General features: G+C 63.4%; 25 protein-coding genes. 19 read left to right on the top strand and 6 right to left on the bottom strand.

The annotated features are described in order from the left end of the window. Positions 1–3: 3 nt before the first annotated feature. Positions 4–1,569: a sensor histidine kinase gene (locus ACQ4WO_RS01535; protein ID WP_436479939.1), complete on the bottom strand. Its 1,566-nt coding sequence runs from the start codon at positions 1,567–1,569 to the stop codon at positions 4–6. A 207-nt stretch (positions 1,570–1,776) separates the two neighbouring features. On the opposite strand from ACQ4WO_RS01535, the gene ACQ4WO_RS01530 reads away from it, so the two are divergent. Together ACQ4WO_RS01530 and ACQ4WO_RS01525 are read left to right on the top strand one after the other, a co-directional pair. Next, positions 1,777–2,115, top strand: coding sequence for a hypothetical protein (locus ACQ4WO_RS01530; RefSeq protein WP_436479938.1), 339 nt, complete (start codon positions 1,777–1,779; stop codon positions 2,113–2,115). Further along, positions 2,112–2,957, top strand: a complete 846-nt coding sequence (locus tag ACQ4WO_RS01525) for an HDOD domain-containing protein (protein WP_436479937.1) — start codon at positions 2,112–2,114, stop codon at positions 2,955–2,957. Before ACQ4WO_RS01530 ends, ACQ4WO_RS01525 begins: the two co-directional genes overlap by 4 nt. 152 nt (positions 2,958–3,109) lie before the next feature. Here ACQ4WO_RS01525 and ACQ4WO_RS01520 read toward each other — a convergent pair whose 3' ends face one another. Further along, positions 3,110–3,436, bottom strand: coding sequence for a hypothetical protein (locus ACQ4WO_RS01520; protein ID WP_034746769.1), 327 nt, complete (start codon positions 3,434–3,436; stop codon positions 3,110–3,112). A 662-nt stretch (positions 3,437–4,098) separates the two neighbouring features. Between ACQ4WO_RS01520 and miaB the strand changes: the two genes are divergently transcribed. From miaB to ACQ4WO_RS01460, 12 genes are all read left to right on the top strand, one after another. Then, a complete protein-coding gene (gene miaB, locus ACQ4WO_RS01515; RefSeq protein ID WP_436479936.1) occupies positions 4,099–5,466 on the top strand; it encodes a tRNA (N6-isopentenyl adenosine(37)-C2)-methylthiotransferase MiaB in 1,368 nt (455 codons plus the stop codon). Then, positions 5,463–6,527 (top strand): PhoH family protein, encoded by a 1,065-nt coding sequence (locus ACQ4WO_RS01510; protein WP_034746759.1) that lies wholly within the window; start codon positions 5,463–5,465, stop codon positions 6,525–6,527. The genes miaB and ACQ4WO_RS01510 overlap by 4 nt, the downstream gene beginning before the upstream one ends. Further along, complete coding sequence (gene ybeY, locus ACQ4WO_RS01505; RefSeq protein WP_436479935.1) at positions 6,511–6,981, top strand: rRNA maturation RNase YbeY; 471 nt, start codon at positions 6,511–6,513, stop codon at positions 6,979–6,981. Before ACQ4WO_RS01510 ends, ybeY begins: the two co-directional genes overlap by 17 nt. Positions 6,982–7,143: 162 nt before the next feature. Beyond that, positions 7,144–7,572, top strand: coding sequence for a DUF4259 domain-containing protein (locus ACQ4WO_RS01500; protein WP_436479934.1), 429 nt, complete (start codon positions 7,144–7,146; stop codon positions 7,570–7,572). A gap of 117 nt (positions 7,573–7,689) precedes the next feature. Further along, positions 7,690–8,568, top strand: coding sequence for a CorC family transporter (locus ACQ4WO_RS01495; RefSeq protein ID WP_034746750.1), 879 nt, complete (start codon positions 7,690–7,692; stop codon positions 8,566–8,568). 16 nt (positions 8,569–8,584) lie between these two features. Then, complete coding sequence (gene lnt / locus ACQ4WO_RS01490) at positions 8,585–10,165, top strand: apolipoprotein N-acyltransferase (RefSeq protein WP_436479933.1); 1,581 nt, start codon at positions 8,585–8,587, stop codon at positions 10,163–10,165. Between the two features lie 147 nt (positions 10,166–10,312). Beyond that, entirely contained in the window at positions 10,313–11,245 is a 933-nt protein-coding gene (glyQ, locus tag ACQ4WO_RS01485; RefSeq protein WP_436479932.1) for a glycine--tRNA ligase subunit alpha, read from the top strand. 39 nt (positions 11,246–11,284) lie between these two features. Beyond that, entirely contained in the window at positions 11,285–13,387 is a 2,103-nt protein-coding gene (gene glyS, locus ACQ4WO_RS01480; RefSeq protein ID WP_436479931.1) for a glycine--tRNA ligase subunit beta, read from the top strand. Continuing rightward, complete coding sequence (gmhB, locus tag ACQ4WO_RS01475; protein WP_058048328.1) at positions 13,387–13,974, top strand: D-glycero-beta-D-manno-heptose 1,7-bisphosphate 7-phosphatase; 588 nt, start codon at positions 13,387–13,389, stop codon at positions 13,972–13,974. The genes glyS and gmhB overlap by 1 nt, the downstream gene beginning before the upstream one ends. 16 nt (positions 13,975–13,990) lie before the next feature. Next, complete coding sequence (locus ACQ4WO_RS01470; protein ID WP_034746739.1) at positions 13,991–14,731, top strand: lysophospholipid acyltransferase family protein; 741 nt, start codon at positions 13,991–13,993, stop codon at positions 14,729–14,731. A 44-nt stretch (positions 14,732–14,775) separates the two neighbouring features. After that, entirely contained in the window at positions 14,776–15,699 is a 924-nt protein-coding gene (locus ACQ4WO_RS01465) for a M48 family metallopeptidase (RefSeq protein ID WP_436480630.1), read from the top strand. A 64-nt stretch (positions 15,700–15,763) separates the two neighbouring features. Then, the gene (locus tag ACQ4WO_RS01460) at positions 15,764–17,155 is read left to right on the top strand and encodes a hypothetical protein (RefSeq protein WP_436479930.1); all 1,392 of its coding nucleotides are present in this window, start codon (positions 15,764–15,766) and stop codon (positions 17,153–17,155) included. Between the two features lies 1 nt (position 17,156). Here the strand turns inward: ACQ4WO_RS01460 and waaA are convergent, their stop codons facing one another. The 4 genes from waaA to ACQ4WO_RS01440 form a co-directional block, all read right to left on the bottom strand. Next, a complete protein-coding gene (gene waaA / locus ACQ4WO_RS01455) occupies positions 17,157–18,431 on the bottom strand; it encodes a lipid IV(A) 3-deoxy-D-manno-octulosonic acid transferase (protein WP_436479929.1) in 1,275 nt (424 codons plus the stop codon). A gap of 18 nt (positions 18,432–18,449) precedes the next feature. After that, on the bottom strand, positions 18,450–19,472 hold the full coding sequence (gene waaC, locus ACQ4WO_RS01450) for a lipopolysaccharide heptosyltransferase I (protein WP_436479928.1): 1,023 nt from the start codon (positions 19,470–19,472) through the stop codon (positions 18,450–18,452). A 4-nt stretch (positions 19,473–19,476) separates the two neighbouring features. Next, a complete protein-coding gene (locus ACQ4WO_RS01445) occupies positions 19,477–20,859 on the bottom strand; it encodes a phosphomannomutase/phosphoglucomutase (RefSeq protein ID WP_436479927.1) in 1,383 nt (460 codons plus the stop codon). 90 nt (positions 20,860–20,949) lie between these two features. Continuing rightward, the gene (locus ACQ4WO_RS01440; RefSeq protein ID WP_077408468.1) at positions 20,950–21,258 is read right to left on the bottom strand and encodes an H-NS histone family protein; all 309 of its coding nucleotides are present in this window, start codon (positions 21,256–21,258) and stop codon (positions 20,950–20,952) included. 411 nt (positions 21,259–21,669) lie between these two features. Between ACQ4WO_RS01440 and ACQ4WO_RS01435 the strand changes: the two genes are divergently transcribed. The 5 genes from ACQ4WO_RS01435 to ACQ4WO_RS01415 all read left to right on the top strand — a co-directional run bounded on the left by ACQ4WO_RS01435 (position 21,670) and on the right by ACQ4WO_RS01415 (position 26,085). Beyond that, on the top strand, positions 21,670–22,509 hold the full coding sequence (locus tag ACQ4WO_RS01435) for a symmetrical bis(5'-nucleosyl)-tetraphosphatase (RefSeq protein WP_436479926.1): 840 nt from the start codon (positions 21,670–21,672) through the stop codon (positions 22,507–22,509). Between the two features lie 93 nt (positions 22,510–22,602). Continuing rightward, on the top strand, positions 22,603–23,523 hold the full coding sequence (locus tag ACQ4WO_RS01430) for an AraC family transcriptional regulator (protein ID WP_436479925.1): 921 nt from the start codon (positions 22,603–22,605) through the stop codon (positions 23,521–23,523). A 129-nt stretch (positions 23,524–23,652) separates the two neighbouring features. Next, positions 23,653–24,207 (top strand): carboxymuconolactone decarboxylase family protein, encoded by a 555-nt coding sequence (locus ACQ4WO_RS01425; RefSeq protein ID WP_436479924.1) that lies wholly within the window; start codon positions 23,653–23,655, stop codon positions 24,205–24,207. A gap of 1 nt (position 24,208) precedes the next feature. After that, positions 24,209–25,294, top strand: coding sequence for an acyl-CoA dehydrogenase family protein (locus ACQ4WO_RS01420; protein ID WP_436479923.1), 1,086 nt, complete (start codon positions 24,209–24,211; stop codon positions 25,292–25,294). Continuing rightward, on the top strand, positions 25,291–26,085 hold the full coding sequence (locus tag ACQ4WO_RS01415; RefSeq protein WP_436479922.1) for an ABC transporter ATP-binding protein: 795 nt from the start codon (positions 25,291–25,293) through the stop codon (positions 26,083–26,085). Before ACQ4WO_RS01420 ends, ACQ4WO_RS01415 begins: the two co-directional genes overlap by 4 nt. Positions 26,086–26,087 lie beyond the last annotated feature (2 nt).

Raw genomic sequence — 26,087 nt, 5'->3', positions numbered from 1 at the left:
TGCCTATGCCTGGCTGCTGGTGCTTTCCGTCAACGGCGTCACCGTGGGCAGGCGCAGCAGGAACGTCGCACCCTGCCCCAAGGTGCTGCTGACCGTGATGGTGCCGCCAAATTGCTTGGCAATCAAGTTGAACACGATATTCAAGCCCAGTCCCGTGCCGCCCTGCCCGCGCCGCGTGGTGACAAACGGATCGAACACGCGGTCGAGCATGTCGGGCGCGATGCCGCGGCCGTTGTCGCGCACCTGCATGGCGATCGCGTCGCCATCGCGGCGCACGCCGATATGGATGTTGCCGGCCATGTCCGCATCAAACGCATGCTCGACGCAGTTCAACACCAGGTTGGTCAGCACCTGCGCCAATGCGCCCGGATAGCTGTCGAGCATGATGTCTGGCGGGCAGTCGATATCGATGCTGATGCGCGTCTTTTTCAGGGTCGGCTGCAGGCTCGAAATCACTTCGCCGATATAGTCGCGCAATTCGAACAAACGGCGCGCCTCGCTGACCTGGTCGACGGCGATCTGCTTGAAGCTGTGGATCAGATGGGCGGCGCGGTAGGCATTGTTCATGATCAGCCGCGCGCTTTCGCCGGCCGTTTCCAGGTAGCGCACGATGTCGGTCTTCTTCACGCTGCCGCCGGCCACGGCCGCGCTGATGTCATCGGTGGCTTCCTTCAGCACCGAGGCGCTGGTCAGGGCGATGCCGACCGGGGTGTTGATTTCATGCGCCACGCCAGCCACCAGGCTGCCCAGCGAAGCCAGGCGTTCCGATTGCAGCAACGATTCCTGCGCGCGGCGCAGCTCGTCCATGGCCTGCGCCGTTGCCTGCTGGGACCGGCGCGCCATGTCTTCCGCCTCGCGGCTGCCTTCGATGATGGACTTGAGCTTGCGCTGCACGGCATTGAAGCCGCGGATCACGTCGCCCAGTTCGTCGCGCCGGTTTTCCGGCAGCTCTTCGACGTCATCGCTGCCGCGCGTGGCCAGGTCGAACAAGCCGTCGCGCAACTGTTTCAGTGGCTCGAAGACGATGCGCAGGCTTAGCGCCAGAGCGCCCACGAGGATGATGTCAAGGAGCAACACTTCCAGCACCTTGCGCCGCACTTCGGCATGCAGGGCCGCATCGATCTGCGCGCGGCTGAAATTGACGATGACCTTGCCGACGATCACCGGCTTGCCGCCCGTAGCCGCCGCCACGGCGTCGCGAAACACCAGCGGCGCCTCGACGGGCGTGCCGCCCGTGGCCACGTCGGCGCTCAAAGGCACCAGGGTGCCGCCCGCGTCGCGCACCTCGCCCGCGAACAGGCCGACCGAGGCGTCGTAGACGCGGATGCCAACCAGTTCCGGCGGCAGCATTTCAGCCGCGACGATACTGTCGACCTTGGATTTGTCGAGGTCCCACAGTGCCGAAGGCAAGCTGGTCTGCAGGCGCGTGAGCACGCCGCTGCGCAAGCGCGCACTGCCCGCTTCGAGTTCTTGGCTCAGTGTATATTGGGTATAGCTGCCGGAAATGCCCAGCACCAAGGTGACGATCACGACAAAAAGCAGGGTCAGCCGGACTTGGATACTCGCCATCAATCAACACTCCCCGGGCCAGGCCAGCCGCCGGCCCGCGGCGCGGGCGCAGATACGTCGGCAATACAAGGGCCTGAATCAAATGTACGGTATGACATGCTTATTGGCAAGATTTACAGTATTTCCACTTTCGATAGGGACTTTGATGCAGGTTGAGACATTGCGGCATGGCAATGGTAATATCCCGCAATCATCTAAGGAGTCGTCATGGCGGTCACGCATCAACATCTACCCCTGGAACAAGTTCGTCCCGGCATGATCTTGTCGGATGTCTTGCTTGATGCGCATGGACAAGTGCTATTGCCGCAAGGCGCGGTATTGACGGAAAACATGCTGGCCCTGATGCCCCGCCACAACATCGGCATGCTGCCGATCCAGGCGCCGCCCCCTTCGCCGGAGGCAATCGCCGCGCAGCAGGCGGCCGACAGCGAACGGCTGGCCTACCTGTTCCGCAAGCATGATCCCGACGATCCCCTGGACGCGGCCACCACCTTGCTGCGCAGCTATGTCACGGCTTACCGCCTGGGCACGGGAGAGGCCGCATGAGCACCCAGCTGACGCTCGACGATATTGTCGCCCACCTCGATGACCTGCCTTCGCTGCCCGCCGTCGTCATGGAGCTGCTCAACAGCATCGACCAGGAAGACGTCGATATTTCCGTGCTGGCCAAAAAAGTGTCGTACGACCAGGCATTGACGGCGAAAACCCTGCGCCTGGCCAACTCGTCCCACTATGGCTTGCAAGTGAAGGCCACCACCATCCAGCAGGCGATCACCTACCTGGGTTTCCAGACGACGCGCAGCCTGATCACGTCGGCCGCCATCACCGGTTGCTTCCCGGAAGGACGCTGCCCCGGTTTCGACGACAAGGCCTTCTGGCGTCATTCGGTGGCGACAGCCGCCTGCGCCAAGGTGCTGGCGCGGCAGATCCGTTTCAACCAGGATTACGCGTTCACGGCCGGCTTGCTGCACAACATCGGCCGCCTGGTGCTGGTCAGCAGCTTTCCCGCGCACTACGCGCAAGCCATCGTCCACCAGGCCGCGCACGATTGCAGCCTGCTCGAAGCGGAGCAGGCCGTGCTGGGCGTGGACCACGTGCAGGCGGGCGTGGCCCTGGCCGAACACTGGAATTTTTCCGACACCATGCGCCTGGCGCTGGGCAACTACCTGCAGCCGGAAACGCCGGGGGCAGGCTTTCTCGCTTCGCTGATCCACGTGGCCAATGCGGTTGTTTGCGCGCTCGACCTGGCGCAGGCAGGCGACGACATGGTGCCGCGCGTCTCGCCGGTGGCCTGGGATGCGCTGGGCCTGGGCGAAGACGCGTATCTGCAGCTGTTCCGCGAAACGGAGCTGCGCTACGATGAAATCACCTCGGCACTGCTGAGCTAAACAATGTCCTCACAACGCCGCAAACGCAAACGGCCCTCGCTGCGAAGCGAAAGCCGTCAGGGGTACTACGGTCGGTCCATGCTGCCCGGTCCACGCCAGCCTGTTGCCGCCAGCAGCTACGCAAGCGGCACAGTCAGCGTACAACCGCCACATCAGTGCGCGTAATTCGATTCTTGCGCATCGCCGCGGTCTTCCGCTTTTGGACGGCCCTGGGCGTCGGACAGACGATACTTGGTGCGGCGGTCGCCCATCAAGTCGCGCAGGTCGCGGATGCTCATGCCCGTTACTTCGTGCATGCGGATCAGCAGCGAGGCGCCAACCGGCAAGCGGTGGTGGCGGATCTTGCTGATGACCGGTGGCGCCACCTCAAGCAGACGCGACAGGGCTGCATCGTTCTTCAGCTGCATCTTGCTCAGCAGAATATCCAGCAGGTGGTTCGGGTTGTAACTCTCTTGCGATGCTAATGCATGATGTGCCATGATTTTTCCTCGTCTGGTGAATGTAGAAAATAATGCCGATACGAACTTAAGGCTGGCTTAGAGTGTTTAAATAAACCTCTTTCCCACTGATTCAGCCTTCCCCCGCCCTTCCTCCTTATCGCACTGCCCGCACAGGACTCGCACAGCCACGCCCAGCCAACGTACGCAACTTGCCGCGTGAGTAAAAAGCACTGCAATCCACCAAAATGAATTGCATATAAGGCAATATACTAGTCCAAATACGCGGCATCTGCGCCTCGCGCAAACTTCCTGATTGTTAAATATCAATCAAGCTGCTGGTTGGCTTGGCAACGATGCTATTTCAACACATTAGGATGCCAGCGGGCGCACACAAGGCTTTGCAGCAACTTGTTACAAATCAATGGTGACGTACAGCAATAAATGCTTTTGGACATCACGACACATGGCGGCATATACAAGCGGCAATCTTGTCTGCAAGGTCAGCACGACATGGCCCGTGCCCGCGATTTACGCTAAACTATGGCCTGAACTTGCAGCGAGCCTGCCACCGGGCAGCCAGAGGCGCCCGGCCGGTCATCCACCGCCTCCCGCCCAGAGCGGCGCACGGCGCAAGCCGCCTGCCCAGCTTATTTTCCGCCACACTTATTTGCAGCCACATTTACCGATAAGCGCCCGACTCCATGCAGAAAAAAGTATTCATTAAAACCTTCGGCTGCCAGATGAACGAGTACGACTCGGACAAGATGGCCGATGTGCTGGGCGCCTCCGATGGCCTGGTACGCACCGACACGCCGGAAGATGCCGATGTGATCCTGCTCAATACCTGCTCCGTGCGCGAAAAGGCGCAGGAAAAAGTGTTTTCCGACCTGGGCCGGCTGCGCGAACTGAAACTGGCCAAGCCGCACCTGCTGATCGGCGTGGGTGGCTGCGTGGCGTCGCAGGAAGGCGATGCCATCGTCAAGCGCGCGCCGTATGTCGACATGGTCTTCGGCCCGCAAACCCTGCACCGCCTGCCGCAGATGATCGAACTGCGCCGCGCCAGCGGCGATGCGCAAGTGGACATCAGCTTCCCGGAAATCGAAAAGTTCGACCACATGCCGCCGGCCAAGGTGGAAGGCGCTTCGGCGTTTGTCTCCATCATGGAAGGCTGCAGCAAATACTGCAGCTACTGCGTCGTACCCTACACGCGCGGCGAGGAAGTGTCGCGCCGCTTCGAGGACGTGCTGACGGAAGTGGCGGGCCTGGCCGCCCAGGGCGTCAAGGAAATCACGCTGCTGGGGCAAAACGTGAACGCCTACCGGGGCGCGATGGAAGGCGGCGAGATCGCCGACTTCGCCCTGCTGCTCGAATACGTGGCCGACATTCCCGGCATCGAACGCATGCGCTTCGTCACCAGCCACCCGAAGGAATTCACGCAGCGCCTGATCGACGCCTACGCGAAGATCCCGCAGCTGGTCGACCATTTATATCTGCCCGCGCAGCATGGCTCCGACAAGGTCCTCGGCGCCATGAAGCGCGGCTACACGGGCCTCGAATACAAGTCCATCATCCGCCGCATCCGCGCCGTGCGCCCGAACATGGCCATTTCGTCCGACTTCATCGTCGGTTTCCCCGGCGAGACGCAAGCCGACTTCGACGCCATGATGAAGCTGATCGCGGACGTCGGCTTCGACAACAGCTACAGCTTCATCTTCAGCAAGCGCCCCGGCACGCCGGCCGCCAGCCTGGAAGACGACACGCCGCATGAAGTGAAACTGGCCCGTTTGCAGCAGCTGCAGGCGGCCATCGACGCCAATACGCGCAAGTACAGCCTGGCCATGGTGGGCACGGTGCAAACCATCCTCGTCGAAGGCCGCTCCAAAAAGGACACCGATGACAGCGAACTGCAAGGCCGCACGGAGAATAACCGCGTCGTCAACTTCGACGCCGGCCCGGACGCGCTGCAGCTGGTCGGCCAGCTGGTCGACGTGCACATCACCGAAAGCCATTCCTACACCCTGCGCGGCGAATTGGTCGCCAGCGCACCCGCATTGAAAAGAGCCAGTTGAAAACCAAAGCCCCGATACAGCCGCATTACTTCATCCCCGAGCCGCTCGACAACACGCGCCTGGCGCACCTGTGCGGACCGCTCGATGAAAACCTGCGCCAGATTTCCGCCGCCCTCGACGTGACGATTTTCCGCCGAGGCGAGAAATTCATCGTCGGCGGCAGCAATGCCGAACGCGCCGTGGAAATCCTCGAGCAGTTCTACGCCATCGCCAACAAGGTCGTGCCGCTCGAAGAAGTGCAGCTGGCCCTGGTGGAGCAGCGCGCGGGCCTGTCCGCCGCCTCCGAACACCATGCCAACGCGCCCGCCAGCACCTTCGTCGAGCCGGACATCGCCAGCCCCGTGCTGAAAACGCGGCGCTCCGACCTGCGCGGGCGCACGCCGCACCAGATCGCCTACCTGCGCGACATCCTTGAACACGACATCAGCTTTGGCGTCGGTCCTGCCGGCACGGGTAAAACCTATCTGGCCGTCGCCTGCGCCGTCGACGCGCTCGAACGCGATGCCGTCAAGCGCATCATTTTGACGCGCCCCGCCGTCGAAGCGGGCGAGCGCCTGGGCTTCTTGCCGGGCGACCTGGCGCAAAAGGTCGACCCGTATCTGCGTCCCCTGTACGACGCGCTGTACGATTTGCTGGGTTTTGACCGCACGCAGAAGCTATTTGAAAAACAGGTGATCGAGATCGCCCCGCTGGCCTATATGCGCGGACGCACATTGAACCACGCCTTCGTCATCCTCGATGAAGCGCAAAACACCACCGTCGAACAGATGAAGATGTTTTTGACGCGCATCGGCTTTGGCAGCAAGGCCGTGGTGACGGGCGACGTGACGCAAGTCGACCTGCACAAGAGTCAGACGAGCGGCTTGATCGACGCCGTGCACGTGTTGAAAGACGTGCGCGGCATCGGCTTCACGCAATTTAACAGCACCGATGTGGTGCGCCATCCGCTCGTCGCGCGCATCGTCGATGCCTATGAAACGGCGCAGGCGGCCAATGCCGATGCCGCCCACCTGCCCTCCTTATTGAAACCAGCTGCCGCCAAAAATGTCAGAAAAAAATAAACTGTCCCTGTCCGTACAATACCCGGACACCCGCCTGGAAGCCCTGATCACGCGCCCGAAAGTGCGCCGCTGGGTCAAGGCGGCCCTGTTCGCGCCAGCCGAATTCACCATCCGCTTCGTCGACGCGGAAGAAGGCCGCACCCTGAACCGCGACTACCGCGAAAAGGACTACGCCACCAACGTGCTGACGTTCGCCTACAACGAAGGCGAAGAACTGGGCGACGACGAGCCGACGCGCGCCGACATCATCCTGTGCACGGACGTGCTGGAAAAGGAAGCGGCGGAACAAAAGAAGAGCGTGGAAGAGCACACGGCCCATTTGATCGTCCACGGCGTGCTGCATGCGCAAGGCTACGACCACATGGATGACGAGGAAGCCACCGAGATGGAGGGCCTGGAAACGGACATCCTCGCAAAACTCGGCATCAGCGATCCCTACGCCGACCAGAAATAAACCGCACATACCGGGTAGGTCGGGTTAGCCCGCAGGGCGTAACCCGACAACACCCAACAACGTAAGCGGAGTCGTAGGTCGGGTTAGGCGGCACGCCGTAACCCGACAACACCCTACATGCCACAATAGCACCATCAACCACACACGCAACAAGGACACACTATGGGCACTTGGGCCACTGACGCCTTCGGCAACGACTACGCCATGGATTGGGCGCAGGATTTGCACGAATATAAAACCCTGGAACTGGTCGAGACGACGCTCGACAACGTCATCGACAGCCAGGAAGCGGAACTGGAAGCGCCGTTCGCCGCCGAAGCGCTGGCTGCGCTGGAAGTGATCGCGCGCCTGCAGGGCCAGCCTGGCGAGGGCGAGGACGATCCCGCCACCGCCGAGGTGGACGAATGGGTGGCCGCCTGCAAGAAGAAGGTGACGCCGCCGCTGCTGGAAAAAGCGCGCCTGGCCTTCGAGCGCATCACGGCCGAATCGTCGGAACTGCGCCAGCTGTGGCAGGACAGTGAGCATTTCGCCGACTGGCAGGCGGACGTGGCGGCCTTGCGCGCGCGCGTGCTGGGCCAGGAAGCGGCGTAAAACATCGCGCAACGGCGCACTTCAACGTATTAAATTTACATCAAAAGCGGGGAAATCCGGTATTGCCCCACTTTTGGTGTATCCTATATCCCTTCGCAACAACGGCTCACGCCTCCTATGCCCGAGCACCCTAGTGGCGTCAGAACTGACGTCAAGCCCCACCGGTCACTGTTTGAACGCCTGACCGCACTCATTTCCCCCGAGCCAGAGAACCGTGCAGAATTGCTCGAAGTTCTACACGATGCGCATGAACGCAAGCTGATCGACGCCGACGCCCTGTCGATGATCGAAGGCGTGTTCCAGGTATCGGATCTCTGCGCGCGCGACATCATGATTCCCCGTTCGCAAATGGATGTCATCGACATCAGCAAGCCGATCGAGGAATGGATGCCGGAAGTCCTGTCGACCGCCCACTCGCGCTTCCCCGCGATCGAAGGCGAGCGCGACAAGGTCATCGGCATCCTGCTGGCGAAAGACTTGCTGCGTTATTACGCAGAAGAAACTTTCGACGTGCGCGACATGCTGCGCCCCGCCATCTTCATCCCCGAATCGAAACGCCTGAATGTGCTGCTGCGCGATTTCCGCGCCAACCACAATCACATGGCCATCGTCGTCGATGAATACAGCGGCGTCGCCGGCCTGATCACCATCGAAGACGTGCTGGAACAGATCGTCGGCGACATCGAGGATGAATACGACTTCGACGAAGCCGAGGACAATATCCTCTCGCTCAAGGAAGGCCAGTTCGGCCCCCGCTGGCGTGTCAAGGCGCTGACCGAGATCGAACAGTTCAACGAAGAAGTGGGCAGCCACCTGGTCGACGACGACGTCGACACCATCGGCGGCCTCGTGTCGAAGTACCTGGGCCGCATGGCGCACAAGGGCGATATTTTCGACCTGGGTAATCTGCGCTTCGAGGTACTGCGCGCCGATGCGCGCCAGGTGCACGTGCTGCTCGTCGAGCGCCTGCCCAACGTGCCGGAACTGGAACTCTGACATGCGCGTGCTGTAAATGCGTTTCAGACGCGTCGATCCCAACGCCCCCGCCAAACCGCCCCGCAGCACGTGGGCGCGCATGCTGACTGCCGCCATCGCCGGCGCCGTCGCAGTGCTGGCGTTCGCCCCTTTCGGCTACTGGCCGCTGCAAATCCTCAGCCTGGGCGTGCTGTTCTACCAGGTGCTGCGCGCATCGAACGTCAAGGCCGGCGCGCTGATCGGCTGGGCCTACGGCTTCGGCTGGTGCGCGGCCGGCACGCACTGGCTGTATATCTCCATGCACCGCTATGGCGACATGGCCGCACCGATCGCCGCCATCGCCGTGGCCCTGCTGGCCCTCCTGATGGCCATTTACGTGGCCCTGGCCATGGGCGCGGCCGCCTGGCTGCGCCAGCGCTGGGTGCTGTCCCTGCCCGCCATGACCTTGCTGGTATTGCCCGCCACCTGGACCCTGTTCGAATGGACGCGCGGCTGGCTGTTTACGGGTTTCCCGTGGCTGGCCACCGGCTACGCCCACAATACCAGCCCGCTGGGCGGCTTTGCCCCCATCGTCGGCTCGTATGGCCTGGGCTGGCTGGCGGCGCTGTCGGCCGGCGCCCTGCTCTTGCTCACGCACCGCACGCGCTGGTTTGCGCTGGGCGGCGTCATCGCGCTGCACGCGGCCGGCATCGGCTTGCAGTATGTGGCGTGGACGCACCCTGTCGGGCGCCCGATCACGGTGCGTCTGTTGCAAGGCAACGTTCCGCAGCAGCAGAAATTCGACCCCGGCTTCGTGCTGGGCGCCCTGCAGATGTACCAGAGCGCCATCACCAGCGCGCCGGCCGACCTGATCGCCACGCCGGAAACGGCCGTCACCGTGCTGCCGCACCAGCTGCCGCCCGGCTATCTCGATAGCCTGGGCACCTATGCACAGCAGACGGGCAGCACGATTTTGGTTGGCATGCCCGTGCTCGACGAGCAGCAGCGCTTCTACAATGCGGCCGTGGGGATCACGCCCAACGCCACGCCGGGCCCCTACTACCAGTACCGCAAGCACCATCTGGTGCCGTTCGGCGAATTCGTGCCGCCCGGCCTGCACTGGTTTGTCGCCATGATGGCCATCCCGCTGGGCGACATGGGCCGCGGCGCGGAAGTACAAGCGCCTTTGCCCGTGCGCGACCAGCTGGTGCTGCCGAATATCTGCTACGAAGACTTGTTTGGCGAAGAAATCGCCGGCCAGCTGGCCAGCGCCCACCGCCATGGCAAGCAGTCGGCGTCCGTGCTGCTCAATATCTCGAACCTGGCCTGGTTTGGCGACTCGATCGCCATCCCGCAGCATTTGCAGATTTCGCAGATGCGCAGCCTGGAAACGGGCCGCCCCATGCTGCGCTCGACGAACACAGGCGCCACCGCCGTCATCGACGGCAAGGGCGTGGTGCAAAGCCTGCTCCCGCCGGAGCAGCAAGCGACCCTGGCGGCCAAGGTGCAAGGCATGGGCGGCATGACGCCATACATTCTGTACGGCAATAAACTGGTGCTGGCCCTGGCCGCGCTGGCCCTGCTGACGGCCTTCCTGCTGTCGCGTACCGCCCGCCGCGGCCGCGCCACGCAGCAATAAGCGGCCGATATCGCCCGAAGAGTCACAGTGGGCCCGTAAAAACCGCTAAAATTAGCAAAACCCCGGCCCGGACGCGCTGCCAAGCATGCGTCCGGGCTTCAAGCAAACCTTAACAAAGCGCAGCCTCCCGCGCGGCGAACTCATACGATGCTCACATTTCAACAAATTATCCTGACCTTGCAAACCTATTGGGACAAGCAAGGTTGCGCCCTGCTCCAGCCTTACGACATGGAAGTCGGCGCCGGCACTTTCCACACCGGCACCTTCCTGCGCGCGATCGGCCCGGAGCCTTGGCGCGCCGCGTATGTGCAGCCGTCGCGCCGCCCGAAAGATGGCCGCTATGGCGAAAACCCGAACCGCATGCAGCATTACTACCAGTACCAGGTGGTCTTGAAGCCGGCGCCGGAAAACATCCTCGACCTGTATCTGGGTTCGCTGGCCGCGCTGGGCCTGGACTTGAAGCAGAATGACGTGCGCTTCGTCGAAGACGACTGGGAAAGCCCGACCCTGGGTGCCTGGGGCCTGGGCTGGGAAGTCTGGCTGAACGGCATGGAAGTGACCCAATTTACCTACTTCCAGCAAGTGGGCGGCCTCGATTGCAAGCCCGTGCTGGGCGAGATCACCTACGGCATCGAACGCCTGGCCATGTATCTGCAAGGCGTGGAAAACGTGTATGACCTGGTGTGGACCGAGTGGGAAGAAAAGGGCGCGGCCGGCGAACCGGTGACGAAGAAGCTGACCTACGGCGACGTCTTCCACCAGAACGAAGTGGAGCAATCGACCTACAACTTCGAGCACGCGAATACGGACCTGCTGTTCGAACAGTTCGGCAACTACGAAGCGGAAGCGAAGCGTTTGATCGAGCTGCAACTGACCCTGCCCGCCTACGAGAAAATCATGAAGGCATCGCACAGCTTCAATATGCTCGATGCGCGCGGCGCCATCTCGGTGACGGAACGCGCCGCCTACATCGGCCGCGTGCGCACCCTGTCGCGCCTGGTGGCGCAAGCGTATTACGACTCGCGCGAACGCCTCGGTTTCCCGATGCTGCCCGCCGCAGACCAACCCGCCGCCGCTTGATCGCCTAGCTCATACACCGCCGTACCAGACAAGAACACCATGAACCAAACACTGCTCATCGAACTGCTGACCGAAGAACTGCCGCCGAAAGCGCTGGCAAAACTGGGCGCCGCCTTCACGGCCGGCATCGTCAACGGCCTGAAATCGCGCGACTTCCTCGAAGCCGACAGCGTCGCCACCAGCTACGCCTCGCCGCGTCGCCTGGCCGTCTCCATCACCAATGTGCGCGAAGTCTCGCCCGATAAGTCGATCCGCGAAAAAGTCTTGCCCGTCTCCGTCGCGCTGGACGCGAACGGCAACGGCACGCCGCCGCTGGCCAAGAAACTGGCCGCGCTGGGCTTCCCCGACCTGACGGTAGCCGACCTGGAACGGGCTGTCGACGGCAAGGCTGAAAGCTTCTTCTACACCTACACGGCGCCGGGCAGTCAGCTCGCCGCCGGCGCGCAAGCGGCCTTGACCGAATCGGCCGCCAAGCTGCCGATTCCAAAGCTGATGAGCTATCAGCGCCCGGACGGCACCACCGTGCAATTCGTGCGCCCTGCCCACAGCCTGATCGCCCTGCACGGCATCAATATCCTGCCACTGACCCTGCTGGGCTTGACGGCCGGCCGCACCACCCTGGGCCACCGCTTCCTGACCGACGGCGAACCGATCGCCATCGCGCACGCGGAAAACTACGCGCCATCGCTGATCCTCAACGCCAGCGTCATCGCCAGCAACGAGGAACGCAAGGAACGCATCCGCGCCCAGCTGCTGGACAAGGCGGGTGCCGACCAGGTGCTGATGCCCGAAGCGCTGCTCGATGAAGTGACGGCCCTGGTCGAATGGCCGGTCGTGTATGAATGCCACTTCGAGGAAGAATTCCTGGCCGTGCCGCAGGAATGCCTGATCCTCACCATGCAGACGAACCAGAAGTATTTCGCGCTGACCGACAGCGAAGGCAAGCTGCGCTCGCGCTTTTTGATCGTCTCGAACATCGAGACGGACACGCCCGAGCACATCATCGGCGGCAACGAGCGCGTCGTGCGCCCGCGCCTGTCCGACGCCAAGTTCTTCTTCGAGCAGGACAAGAAGAAAACGCTGGCATCGCGTCTGCCGCTGCTGGCTAACGTCGTCTATCACAACAAGCTGGGCACGCAAGCGGCACGCACAGAGCGCGTCAAGTCGCTGGCCGGCGCCATCGCCGCCAAGCTGCAGTACGACGTGGCACTGGCCGAACGCGGCGCCCTGCTGGCCAAGGCCGATCTGCTGACCGACATGGTCGGCGAATTCCCCGAACTGCAAGGCATCATGGGCACGTACTACGCGCGCCATGACGGCGAACCGGAAGAAGTGGCGCTGGCCGCCTCCGAACACTACCAGCCGCGCTTTGCCGGCGACAGCCTGCCATCGACTGCCACCGGCACCGCCGTGGCCCTGGCCGACAAGCTGGAAACCCTGGTCGGCATCTGGGCCATCGGCCTGGCGCCGACGGGCGACAAGGACCCGTTCGCGCTGCGCCGCCACGCGCTGGGCGTGCTGCGCATGCTGCTGGAAAAACGCCTGCCATTGTCGATCCAGGGCTTGCTGGCGGATGCGGCAGCGCAATTTGCAGCCGTGCCCGGCTTCAAGGACCCGATCGCGGATGTGACCACCTTCATGCTGGACCGCCTGCGCGGCATCCTGCGCGAGCGCGGTTTCTCGCCGAATGAAATCGAAGCCGTCGTGGCGCAAAACCCGGACCGCCTGGACGACATCGTGCAGCGCCTGGAAGCCGTGCAGGCATTTGCCGCTTTGCCGGAAAGCGCCTCGCTGGCAGCCGCCAACAAGCGCATCACGAACATCCTGAAAAAGAACGAGGAAGCCGTGAACCAGGTCGCCGCCGGCGGCGTCAACGTGGCGCTGCTGCAGGACGAAGCGGAGAAAAAACTGGCCGCCGCCGTCTCGCGCGTGCAGCCGGAAGTCGACGCGGCCTTTGCCAAGGGCGACTTCACCAGCACCCTGCAAACCCTGGCGCAGCTGCGCGACGACGTCGATGGCTTCTTCAACGACGTGATGGTGATGGCCGAGGATGTCGCCCTGCGCAACAACCGCCTGGCCTTGCTGTCGTCCCTGCACGGCATGATGAACCGCGTGGCCGACATTTCCAAGCTGGCGGCATAATGGGTACCCCGGCGCTGAAACTGATTATTCTCGACCGCGACGGCGTCATTAATCATGACTCGCCGGACTTCATCAAGTCGCCGGCCGAATGGCTGCCGATCCCCGGCTCGCTCGAAGCGATAGCCCGCCTGAACCAGGCCGGCTATCGCGTGGTGATCGCCTCGAACCAGTCGGGCATCGCGCGCGAATACTTCGACATGACGGTGCTGAACGCGATCCACCAGAAGATGCACACCCTGGCGCAGCAGGTGGGCGCCGATATCGACGCCATCTTCTTTTGCCCGCACGCGGGCGCGGACAATTGCGACTGCCGCAAGCCGAAACCGGGCATGTTCCATGAAATCTCGCAGCGCTACAACACCAGCCTGAAAGGCGTGCCCACGGTCGGCGATTCGCTGCGCGACCTGCAGGCCGGTTTCATCAGCGGCTGCGTGCCCTACCTGGTATTGACGGGCAAGGGCGAAAAAACCAACGAGACGGGTGGCCTGCCCCCTGGCACCCAGGTCTTCCCCGACCTGGCCGCCGTGGTCAGCCACCTGCTCAAGGCACCAGCGGCACCGGCGCCCACCGTAGCATTCAGTATCTAATTTTCGGAGAACCGCATTGCGTAATATTTCCCTGTTCCTGCGATCACTGCTGTTCATGATCATCATGATCGTGGCCACCATCGTCTGGGCCTGCGTGTGCTTTTTTGCCGCGCCATTGAGCTACAACAAGCGCTATTGGGTCACCTCGCGCTGGAACGTGTTTATCCTGTGGTGTGCCAAGGTCATTTGCGGCATCCGCTATGAAGTCAAGGGTGCCGAGAACTTCCCCGACGCGCCGGCCATCGTGCTGTCGAAACACCAGTCGGCATGGGAAACCATCTTCTTGCTTCCCAGCCTGCCACGCCCGCTCGTGTATGTGTTCAAGAAGGAGATTTTGTACATCCCCTTCTTCGGCTGGGCCATGGCACTGCTGCGCATGATCCCCATCGACCGCAAACAGGGCAAGCATGCGTTCAAGAGCGTCGTCGCGCATGGCAAGCGCCGGCTGGCCGATGGCCAATGGATTATCATGTTCCCTGAAGGGACCCGCATTCCCGTGGGCCAGGCGGGCAAGTACAAAAGCGGCGGCACGCGTCTGGCCATTGCCACGGGCGCCGTGGTGGTGCCGATTGCGCACAATTCAGGCGAGTGCTGGCCCAAGCAGTCATTCCTCAAACGCCCGGGACTGATCACCGTCTCGATAGGCAAACCGATTTCGCCGGAAGGGCAAACCCCGGACAGCATGATGCAACAGGTGGAAAATTGGATAGAATCAGAAATGCGCGTCATTTCGCCTCACGCCTACAACGCTGGCTAGACGGCATCAGCGCGGTCATCCAGGAGCCGACGCTGCGCCAGCAGATGAAGACCATCAAGGTCGGCGACCAGCAACTGGATTTGTTCGCGCATGACGTCTCGACCAGCACGCCCCCGGCGGTGCGCCCCACGGCACCGCCAGCGCCGCCCGTGGCGCCACCGGTAGTGGCGCCAGCGCCGCCCATCGTTCGTCCTGCCCCGCCTCCCCTGCCTTCCCCGCCACGCACCGCCGATGGCCCGCCATTGCGCCAGCTGCAGCTGGGCAGCCACCTCGTTGAATTCGCGCTGCGCCGCTCCACGCGCCGTTCCATCGGCTTCATGATCGACGATAACGGCTTGCGCGTGACAGCACCCAAGCGCGTCACCCTGGCCGAAATCGACAACGCCATCCGCGCCAAGCAAAGCTGGATCATCTCGAAGCTGCTGGAACGGGGCGAGCGCAAGGTGCAGCGCCAGCAGCGCCCGCCCGTGGCCTGGGTCGATGGCGCCGTGCTGCCCTACCTCGGTGGCGAGATCACCTTGCGATTGCACCAGGCGCCGCGCCACCGCGCCAGCTTCCAGCGCGAGACGAATGAGCTGCACGTCTGGGTCACGCCCACGGGCAGCGAGCAGCAATTGAAGGAAAAAGTGAAGGGCTGGTTCCAGCACGAAGCGCGCCAGCTGTTCGAGGCGCGCCTGGACGTATATGCGGACAAGCTGGGCGTGCGCTACGATTCGCTGTCGCTATCGTCGGCCGGCACACGCTGGGGCAGTTGCACCATCGAGCGCAAGATCCGCCTGAACTGGCGCCTGATCCACTTCGCTCTGCCGCTGATCGACTACGTGGTGGCGCACGAGCTGTCGCACCTGCTGGAAATGAACCACAGCCCCCGCTTCTGGGCCACCGTGGAATCGATTTATCCCGATTACGATGGCGCCAAGCAGGCGCTCAGAAAGCGCTCGCAGGAGTTGCCCGTTTTGTTCCAATGAGACGGCACTACCGCCTGCGCCGTAGGCATGGGATACTGGATGTTCCATCCTGCCCATTTCGTCCATGAATATTTTCAAGATGCTGTTTGGCGCCAAGGCTGCCGCCGCGCCAGCAAGCCAACCACTGCCTGCAGCGCCCAGTGACCAGCCCTCGCTGGAAGATGAACTGAACCATTATTCCGGCTATGAACGACAGGCCGCGCTGGAACGCTGTGCCGCTCTGGACAGGACAGACCTGCTGCCCTTGGTCATCGTGCGCCTCAATGACTGGGTGCCTGCCGTGCGCCATGCAGCGCGTGTCACCATGCAGCACCTATTGCCACTGGCGCCAGTCCCCCAGTTAATGCAGATACTACCGAACGTTCTGCGCCTGCGTGAAATGAGCAGGAGCGACCATGCGGACTGGCTGCTGCACTTTGAACGCACCGTACTTGAACTGCTGAGCGTGCAAGACTTGCTCGATGGCGTCTGTGGCAAGAACGTCCATGTCGCCAGGAGCTGCTTCTACATGCTGCACCAGTACGGTCTGGGCGATCGAGCACAATACATCGGTATGGCGCTTGCCACGCGCGGAGATATGGTGCTGGCAACGCAAGCGCTAAGGCTGTGCGCCAGCACCGCACCCGACGTACAAACGGCGCTATACCTCAAGGCGATGTCGTCGCCTTTCGGCCGGATACGTACCAGTGCGTTATTGTCGCTGACGCAAGCGCCTGGCGGCCAGGATATGCGCGCGCTGGCGTTGGCAAGCCTGTTGGATGCCCAAGCGTCGGTACGCTACCTGGCCGTCGCCTGCCTTCAAACAATGGGAGAGGATGCACGCATCAGCTACCGCGCCATTCTGGCCAATCCGGCATCGAACACGCAGGCCATTCGTGTCAGCCTGCTGTCGCTGGGCAGCCTGCGCGCGCCAGAAGATCTTGAGCTGATTCGTGCCTTTACGCAGTCAACGCTGCCATCCGTGCGCCTGGCGGCCTACAACGCCTGGTTCAAGGCTGCGCCATCCGATAAAGACGCGATCGCCCTGCAAGCTGCAGGCGACGTAGCGCCAGGCATGCAGAAATTTGCCTGCCAAATGGTATCGCGTCAGGGTGCGTTCATTCCCTTCGCCACACTGCGCCCCTTGCTGGAAGCGAGGGGTGAGCATTATCTGCTACTACGCTACGCTTCCGGCAACAAGTGGCAATGGCTCGCGACCATCGCGCACCTGGCCCTGGCGCACGCACCACACGGGCCACCCCAGACGTACCTGGACCATGAACTGCTGTGTTGGATCAGGGATGCTCACCGCATTACCGGTGAGCCGAATGGTCAACAGCATGACCTTCTGTCACAAGAGTGCGCACAAGCAGCGCTGCGCGCGCTGTTGACAGTGCACGACGAGCAATACAGCACGTTGCTCACGCATGAACTGGCACTGCATCAGTTGACTCCTGCCAAGACCCCGCAGCACTAAACTATCGCAGCAAAGGTTGGATGGCAGCGATAGTGCGCGGCGTGGCGCCCCGGTGCTGCGCCGCGAAGGCCAACGCCTTTTGCCCCATCGACGCCAGCTGCGCGGGATCCTGCAGCAAGGCCGACGCCTGCGCCATCAGCGCATCGGCATCGGCCACCAGCGCGGCGCCGCCGGCGGCGATCGCCTGCTCGGTGACCAGCGCGAAATTGAAGGTGTGGGGGCCGATCAGCACGGGTTTGCCCAGGGCCGCCGGCTCGATCAGGTTTTGCCCGCCCAGCGGCAGCAAGCTGCCGCCGACAAACGCGCAATCGCAGGCCGCGTAATACGCAAACATCTCGCCCATCGAATCGCCCAGCAGCACTTGCGTGCCCGCAGCAACGGCTGCATCCTGCGCCAGGCCGGACCTGCGCTGCACGGCCAGGCCCTGCGCCGCGATCAATTTTTCCACCTCGTCGAAGCGCTGCGGATGGCGCGGCACGATCAGCAGCAGCGCATTCGCCGGCAAGCTGGCACGAATATACGCATCGAGGATCAGCTGCTCTTCCCCTTCACGCGTGCTGGCGCACAGCAGCACGGGACGCTGGCCGATGGCGCTGCGCAGCGCCGCCCCCGTCGCCAGTGCCGCCTCGGGCACGACGACGTCGAACTTGATGCTGCCCGTGACGACGACGTCCTGCACACCCAGGTGGCGCACGCGATCGGCGTCGTCCTGCGTCTGCGCCGCCACCAGGGTGATGCCGCGCGCCGCATCGGCAATCAGCTTGCCCAGGCGCTGCGCCTTGCCCAGCGAGCGCTGCGACAGGCGCGCGTTGGCAAGCACCACGGGCACTTTGTAGCGATTGCATTGGTGGATCAGATTCGGCCACACTTCCGTCTCCATCAGGATGCAGATGCGCGGCGCGAAATGGCGGATGAAACGGGCCGGCATGGCGCCCGTGTCGTAGGGCAGATAACTTTGCACGAGGCGTGCACCGTGTTTGGCGAACAGGGATTTACCGGTCGCGCGCCCCGTCGGCGTCATGTGCGTGAGGACGATGCGGCACGCGGGCCAGGCGGCCAGCAGCGCATCGATCAGGGGCTCGGCCGCGCGCGTCTCGCCGACGGAGACGGCGTGCAGCCAGATGGTGTTTGTAGCAGACGCAGGCTGGCGCCCGTAAAAACCCAGGCGCTCGCCCCAGTGCTGGCGGTAGCCGGGTTCCTGGCGTCCGCGCAGCCACAGCCGCGCCAGCACCAGGGGCAAGGCCAGCCACCAGGCGAGGGTATAAAGAAGTCGCATGATGATTGAATGTTAAAGTCAGGCGGGAGGATAGTCTGCCAGCAGGCGCCGTGCCGCGGCCAGCACTTCCGGCACGCCGGGCGGCGCGCCTTTATCGCCCAGGTTGATGATTTTCGGCGACCAGTTGCCTTCCGTTTTCCACAGCGGCGAATCGGCATAGATTTCCACCGTCGGGCGCACGAAGGCGGCCGCGATGTGCGTCAGCCCCGTGTCGACGCCGACCACCAGCGCCGCGTGGCGCGCCAGCAGGGTGGCGTCGCCCATCGACAGCTTCGGCAGCACGCGCGCGTTCGGCAGGCCGGCCGCCAGTTGTTCCGCTTCCGCCTTTTCCTTGGGCGAACCCCAGGGCAGCAAAATCGGCATCGGTGCCAGCGCCTGGCCCAGGGCGATCCAGTTTTCCGGCGCCCATTTCTTGGCGTCGCGCGCCGTACCGTGGAAATACACGCAGTAGGGCGCTGCCCCCATCCAGTCCGGGCGCGGCTCGCTGCCTGACACTTCCGGCAAGCCGAAATCGGCCGGTGTGTCGACCGTGTAGCCGAGCGCCGCGGCGGCCACCAGGCGGCCGCGCGCTACCGCATGCGTGCGCGGATCGAGCGGGATGCTTTTCGTGTGAAAAATGCGCGAGATGCCTTCGTAGCCGGAACCTTCGCTGCCATTGGCCAGGCCGACCTTCTGTCCGCCCGGCGCCAGGCGCGCGGCGCCCATGATGATGCCCGTCTTGAGCAAACCCTGGGTATCGAACACATAATCGTAGTGCGTCTGGCGCAGGCTGCGGAAGAAGGCGGCGATTTCCGCGCGCGTCTCTTTCTTGCCCAGGCTCTTGCGCCAGCGCCGCAGCGCGAACGGCAAGATGGTATTCACACGCGGGTTCAGGCGCACCAGGCTGGTGTAGCCCTCTTCGACCACCCAGTCGATGGTCGCGTTCGGGAAATGGCGGGCGATGTCCGCCACCATCGGCAGGTTATGCAGCACGTCGCCCAGCGAAGACACGCGCACCAGCAGGATTTTCAAGGGCGCCTGTGCGCCAGGTTGAGCGGCCATGCTGTCAGAACGGCAGTACGGCGTCAGGTTTGGCGGCCAGGATCACGCTCTTGAACTGCCCCTGGATGCGCGCCAGCGCTGCCGGCGTTTCCGCTTCGAAGCGCATGACGATCACCGGCGTGGTGTTCGACGAGCGGGCCAGGCCGAAGCCGTCCGCGTATTCCACGCGCAAGCCGTCGATGGTGATGATCTGTTCATTGCCGGGGAAAACGGCGTCGCGGCGCAGCATGTCCATCAGCGCGACGTTCTCGCCTTCCTTCAGTTCCAGATGCAGTTCCGGCGTGCTGTCGGACTGCGGAAGGGAGTTCAGCAAAGCCGAAGGGTCGGCTTCGCGCGTGAGGATTTCCAGCAGGCGTGCGGCCGAATACATGCCGTCGTCGAAACCGTACCAGCGGTCCTTGAAGAAGATATGGCCGCTCATTTCGCCGCCCAGCGGCGCCCCTGTCTCGCGCAGCTTGGCTTTCACTAGCGAGTGGCCCGTCTTGTACATCAGCGGCAAGCCGCCATGCTTGCTGATCCACGGCGCCAGATGGCGCGTGCATTTGACGTCATACAAAATCTGCGCGCCCGGATGGCGGGTCAGCACGTCGGCGGCAAACAGCATCATCTGGCGGTCGGGGTAGATGATCTGGCCATCCTTGGTGACCACGCCCAGGCGGTCGCCGTCGCCGTCGAAGGCGATGCCGATTTCCGCATCCGTCTCGGCCAGGCAGCGGATCAGGTCTTGCAGGTTTTCCGGGTGCGCCGGATCGGGATGGTGGTTCGGGAAATTGCCATCGACTTCGCAGAACAGTTCGATGACTTCGCAGCCCATGCCGCGGAACAGGTCGCCCGCGAACGCGCCGGCCACGCCATTGCCGCAGTCGACGGCGATCTTGATCGGGCGCGCCAGCTTGACGTCGCCCAGGATGCGCTCGAGGTAGGCGGCGCGGATATCGTGCGTGGCATAGGTGCCCGGTTTGGCGCTGGCGCTGCCGTCGTGCGCGACGATGCTGTGGTACAGCGCCTGGATCGCTTCGCCGTGGATCGCTTCGCCGGCCAGCACCATCTTGAAGCCATTGTAGTCGGGTGGATTGTGGCTGCCCGTGACCATGATGCCGGAGCGCGTGTCGAGCACATTCGTGCCGAAATAAACCATCGGCGTGGCCACCACGCCCAGGTCGATCACGTCGACGCCTGCCGCTCGCAAGCCCTGCGCCAGCGCCGCCGTCAATTCCGGTCCCGACAAACGGCCATCGCGGCCGATCACGACCCGCTGCTCGCCCTTGGCCAGGGCGGCCTGGCCAAATGCCTGACCGATCTTGTGCGCCACGCTGGCATCAAGGGTTTTAGCGATGATGCCGCGAATATCGTAGGCCTTGAAGATCGTTTGGGACAATGGAAGCATGGTGTGGCCGGTATAGGTAGGGTCAATAAGGTTCCTGGCAAGGTGCAGTGCGCAGGTGACAGCTTGCTACTGCGCCAAGAGTATACCGAATTATACGCGCAGCAGATCGATCGACTTGCCCGATTCCACCCACTGCCTGACCCACAGCGGCTGGCGGCCACGGCCTGTCCATTGTTCGGTCGCATTGTCAGGATGGCGGTAACGCACCGCGACTTTGCCCGTGCGCGGGTGCAAACCATCGAGTATCAGCTGTTTCAGCGGAATGCCAGCCTGCTGCGCGATGGCCATGATCTGTTCGCGCGCCTTGTTCAAGTCTTCGCGCTCGCGGCTGTTCAATTCCTGTTTGACATTATCTTCCAGTTTGCGCAATTCCAGCATCGTCATCGTAGACAGATCCATTGATACATCCTTTATATTCATCTAAATAATAAAATCACGTGGAATATACTACATTGCATAAACATTTGCGCACCATTGCATAATCTATCGTCAATTTCATTATGCTCCCCGGTTTATTTAGCGGAGCAACATTAAGATTAAATGAAGAATATACGGGAAGCACACACGAAAAATGAATAAACATGAATAAAATGGTATTCCCGCGTGTCTGTGCGGCATGCCGACCGATTATTGCCGATATAGGACAGCGTGACATGCAGCCGAATCAACTCCCCATGCGGAATAATCGGCGCCCGTGTTTTTCTTCCCGCCGGCCATACGCGCAATCGGGCATCTGCCGGTAATGCCGCCAACACCATAGGGCAGGCATGCTTATAATGCAGGCGCGTAGTCCACTTCACCCCGGCACATATGAAAACTTATTTTATCGGCGATCTGCAAGGCTGTCACGACCAAACCGTTGAACTGATCGAACGGATCCAGGCGGCAGCGGATGGTCCTTACCGCCTGCTGTTCGCGGGCGACTTGATCAATCGCGGCCCGGCCTCGCTGGCCACCCTGCGCCACATTCACGCGCTGGCGCGGCAGGGCCTTGCCGACAGCGTCCTGGGCAACCATGACTTGCACCTGCTGGCCGTGGCCAACGGCATCCGGCCAGAGCATGCGTCCGACACCCTCGCTGAAATCCTCGATGCGCCCGACCGCGCGGAATTGATCGACTGGCTGCGCCAGCGGCCACTGGCACTGGAACACGATGGCCATGTGCTCGTGCATGCAGGCTTGCTGCCGCAATGGAGCGCGGCCCAGGCCCTGTCCCTGAGCGGGGAGGTGTCCAGCATGCTGCGCAGCGACGATTGGGTGGCGTTCCTGCGCACCATGTACGGCAACGAGCCGGCCGCCTGGAGCGACGACCTGCAGGGCGCCGACCGGCTGCGCTGCATCGTCAACGCCATGACGCGGCTGCGCTTTTGCACGCCGGACGGCGTGATGGACTTCAAGATGAAGGAAAGCGGCAGCCCGCCGTCCGGTTCCGGCCTGCTGCCCTGGTTCGACGTGCCGGGCCGGCGCAGCGCCGGCGACACCATCGTCTTCGGCCACTGGTCGGCGCTGGGACTGCAATTGCGGCCGCACCTGATCGGCCTCGATAGCGGCTGCGTGTGGGGCGGGAAACTGTCGGCCGTGTGCCTGGAAGACCGCTCGCTGCTGCAGGTCGACTGCCCCACGTTCCAGCAGCACAGCGGCAAACGCTAAGTGGCAAGCGCGGCGCGCATATGCTTAGTCGAAATCGGTCGTTGGCTGTGCCGCGCCTGGCCCGTATGATGGAGCTTTTGCCTTTGCCATCCCATGCATCCTGATACCGACAGACTGGCGCGCTGGCTGCTCGGCAGCCTGGAACTCGACACCGCCGTCCTGCATGTGGGCCAGTACTGCGGCCGCTGGCGCGCGTCCACGGCGGGCCGGGAACTGGGCAGCTTTCATCTGGTGCTCGATGGCCACTGCTATCTGCACCTCAACGGGGCGGCGCCGATCGCGCTCGGCCCGCGCGACGGCGTCTTCCTGCTGCGCGACTTGCCGCACTTTCTCAGCCCCCACAGCGACCCGCTGCAAGCGGTCAGCGCGCAAGCGATGCTGCCGCTGCAAACGCCCACGGAGCAGCCGGCGACGGCGCTGGCCTGCGGCTTCTTTCAATTTCGCGGCGCCCTCTCCGCGCTGATCGTCGACTCGTTTCCGCCGTATCTGCTGATACGCGGCGACGCGCCCGCCTTCAGCGCGGCCGCCGCGCTGTTCGACCTGATCCTGGCGGAGGCCGGCGGCGATCCGGAACAGCCGTCGCCGCTGATCGCGCGCCTGGTCGAACTGCTGTTCTTTTACCTGATCCGCCATGTGGCGCAGGGCGAGCAGGTGGCGGCCGGCCTGCTGTCGCTGCTGCACCAGCCCGCATTTTCGCCGCTGCTCGAACGCATGCTCGACGCCCCCGCCGCCGACTGGTCGATCGAGAACATGGCCAAGGCGGCGTGCATGTCGCGCGCCAGCTTCTGCAAGCATTTCGCCAGCGCCAGCGGCCACTCGCCGGCCCAGTTCCTGCTTCTGCTGCGCATGAAGATCGCCGCGCGCCGGCTGCATGACGGCGTCTCCGTCGAACGCGCGGCCGAACTGGTGGGCTACCGCTCGCACGCCGCCTTCACGCGCGCCTTCAAAAGGGTCACGGGCGAGCAGCCGGGCGCCTACCGGCGCGACCAGCGATTGCGCCAGCTGGCCAGCTAAGCGCCTGCCGAAATCAAGGATCGCACAATCGCAGACGAACGAGCACAAAAGGACGACGCTGACGTCTGTTGCCTGCACGGCATGGCCGATATAATGGCCGAGTGACTTACTAACTTAGCAAGGTACCCCATGTCCCGTCTGACGCTGCACACTCTCGATACCGCCCCGGCCGATAGCCGCCCCTTCGTGGAAAAGGCCATCGCCAACAATGGCTTCCTGCCCAACCTGATCGGCGTTCTGGCCAATGCCCCGCTGGCACTGGAAACCTATCTGACCGTATCAAGCATCAATGCGCGCGCCAGCCTGACGTTAATGGAACGCGAAGTGGTGCAGATCACGGCCGCGCGCATCCATGGCTGCGATTTCTGCATCGCCGGCCATAGCGCCATCTCGCTGAAAAAAGCAGGCCAGACGCCCGACACGGTGCGCGCCCTGCAGCGCGGCCAGCCGACGAACGATGCGAAACTGGACGCCGTCGCCGCCTTTGCCACGGCCGTCATCGCCACGCGCGGCGCCGTGGCCGACAGCGAATATCAAGCCTTCCTGGCCGCCGGCTACAACGAACAGCAGGCGCTGGAAGTCGTGCTGGGCATCAGCCTGGCCACCCTGTGCAATTTCTCCAACAGCCTGGCTGGCACGCCCGTCAATCCGCAATTGACGCCCTACCTGCCTGGCGCCGTCTGACATGGCGAACCTCACTCACTGGCTGCACATGCACGCCGACCAGCTCGACCAATCGTCGGAACTGGCTGAAACCGTTTTACCTGCCCTCGCTGGCGACAAGCTGCTGGCCATCGGCGTGCCGAAGGAATACGGCGGCGCGGGCGGCGACGTGCGCGACGCCATCGACGCCATCGCCAAAGTGGCCGAGCAATCGGTGACGGTGGCCTTTGTCTTCTGGGGCCAGCGCTGCTTCATCGAATTCCTGCTGCAAAGCGAGAACCGCGCCCTGGCCGAGCGCCGCTTGCCCGGCCTGCTGGCAGGCACGCAGGCAGGCGCCAGCGGCCTGTCGAACGCCATGAAATTCTTGTCCGGCATCGAGCAGCTGCAAATCACGGGCGCGCGCCACGATGACGGCTTGCTCGTCGACGGCGGCCTGGCCTGGGTGACGAACTTGCGCAAGGCGGGCTTTGTCGCGGCGGCCGCCGTGGCGCCGAACGACGGCGCGCCACCCGTCATCATCGCCTTCGACAGCGGCAGCGCAGGCGTCACGCGCAGCGACGACCTGGACCTGATCGCCCTGCGCGGCAGCAATACGGCATCCGTCAAGCTGGCGCAGGTGCACATCCCGGCCGCCGACATCATCAGCGACAATGCGCCAGCCTGGCTGCCGCAGGTGCGTCCATCGTTCCTCGGCATGCAGTGCGGCCTGTCGATCGGCCTGGCGCGCGCCAGCCTGGCAAAGGCGGCGCAAATTTCCGCCGGCTCGCGCAACCAGCTCACGCCACGTATCGAAGCGCTGCAAGCGACACTGGAAAGCGCCGTCGCTACCCTGCTGGCCGGCGTGCACGATGGCCGCTTCAAGACGCAGGCGCCAGCCATGTTCCGCCTGCGCATACAGCTGGCCGACGTGCTGCAGCAGGCGCTGATGCTGGAACTGCAAGCCATGGGCGGGCGCGCCTATCTGAACGCCGAACAGCAGGGCTTTGCCCGCCGCTGGCGCGAATCGTCGTTCATCCCCATCGTCACGCCCAGCCTGACGCAATTGCAGGCGGCCTTGCAGCTGTTCGACAGCCAGCAGGCCGCCAAGGCAGCGGGAGCGCAGGCATGAGCGTTGCTGATTGGGCCTTGCAGGCGCAGGATCTCAGTTACGCTTACCCCGGTACGGCGCCCGTGTTCCAGCACGTCTCGCTGGGCGTGCGCAAGCGCGAAATCGTCTGCCTGCTGGGCGGCAGCGGCTGCGGCAAATCGAGCCTGCTGCGCGTGCTGGCCGGCTTGCAACCGCCGTCCACGGGCGAGATTCAATTCCTCGACGCTCCCATGCGCGAACCGGACCCGCGCAGCGCGCTCGTCTTCCAGCAAGCCAGTTTGCTACCCTGGCTGAACGTCACGGGCAATGCAGGCTTCGGCCTGGACTTCAAGCACCAGCCGCAGCTCACGCGCGAGGCGCACCAGGCACGCGTGGCGCAAGCCATCGAAGCGGTGGGCTTGAAGGGCCGCGAAAAACTGTATCCGTCCGCGCTGTCGGGCGGCATGGCGCAGCGCGTGGCCCTGGCCCGTGCGCTGGCGCGCGAACCGGAACTGCTGTTCGCCGACGAACCGTTTTCCGCGCTCGACGCCATCACGCGCGCCGAGATGCAATCGTTGCTGGTCGACGTGGTGCACCGCTGGCACACGGCCGTGCTGCTCGTCACGCACGATATCGATGAAGCGATTCTCGTGGCCGACCGCATCTTGCTCATGGGCGGCAAGCCGGGCAACATCGTGCGCGAATGGCCCGTCTCCATCGACCAGCCGCGCATCGGCCACAGCGCCGACGTCATCGCCCTGAAGATGGACATCCTCGACGCCCTGCAGGCGCTGCAAAAGCAGGATCAAACGCCTGCCTTTGCTACCAATTAATC

This window comes from Janthinobacterium aestuarii, assembly GCF_051380835.1.
GTDB classification, from domain to species: Bacteria; Pseudomonadota; Gammaproteobacteria; order Burkholderiales; family Burkholderiaceae_D; genus Janthinobacterium; species Janthinobacterium aestuarii.
Note: the sequence above shows the minus strand (reverse complement) of the source record. Positions and strands in the feature narration are given on the sequence as shown.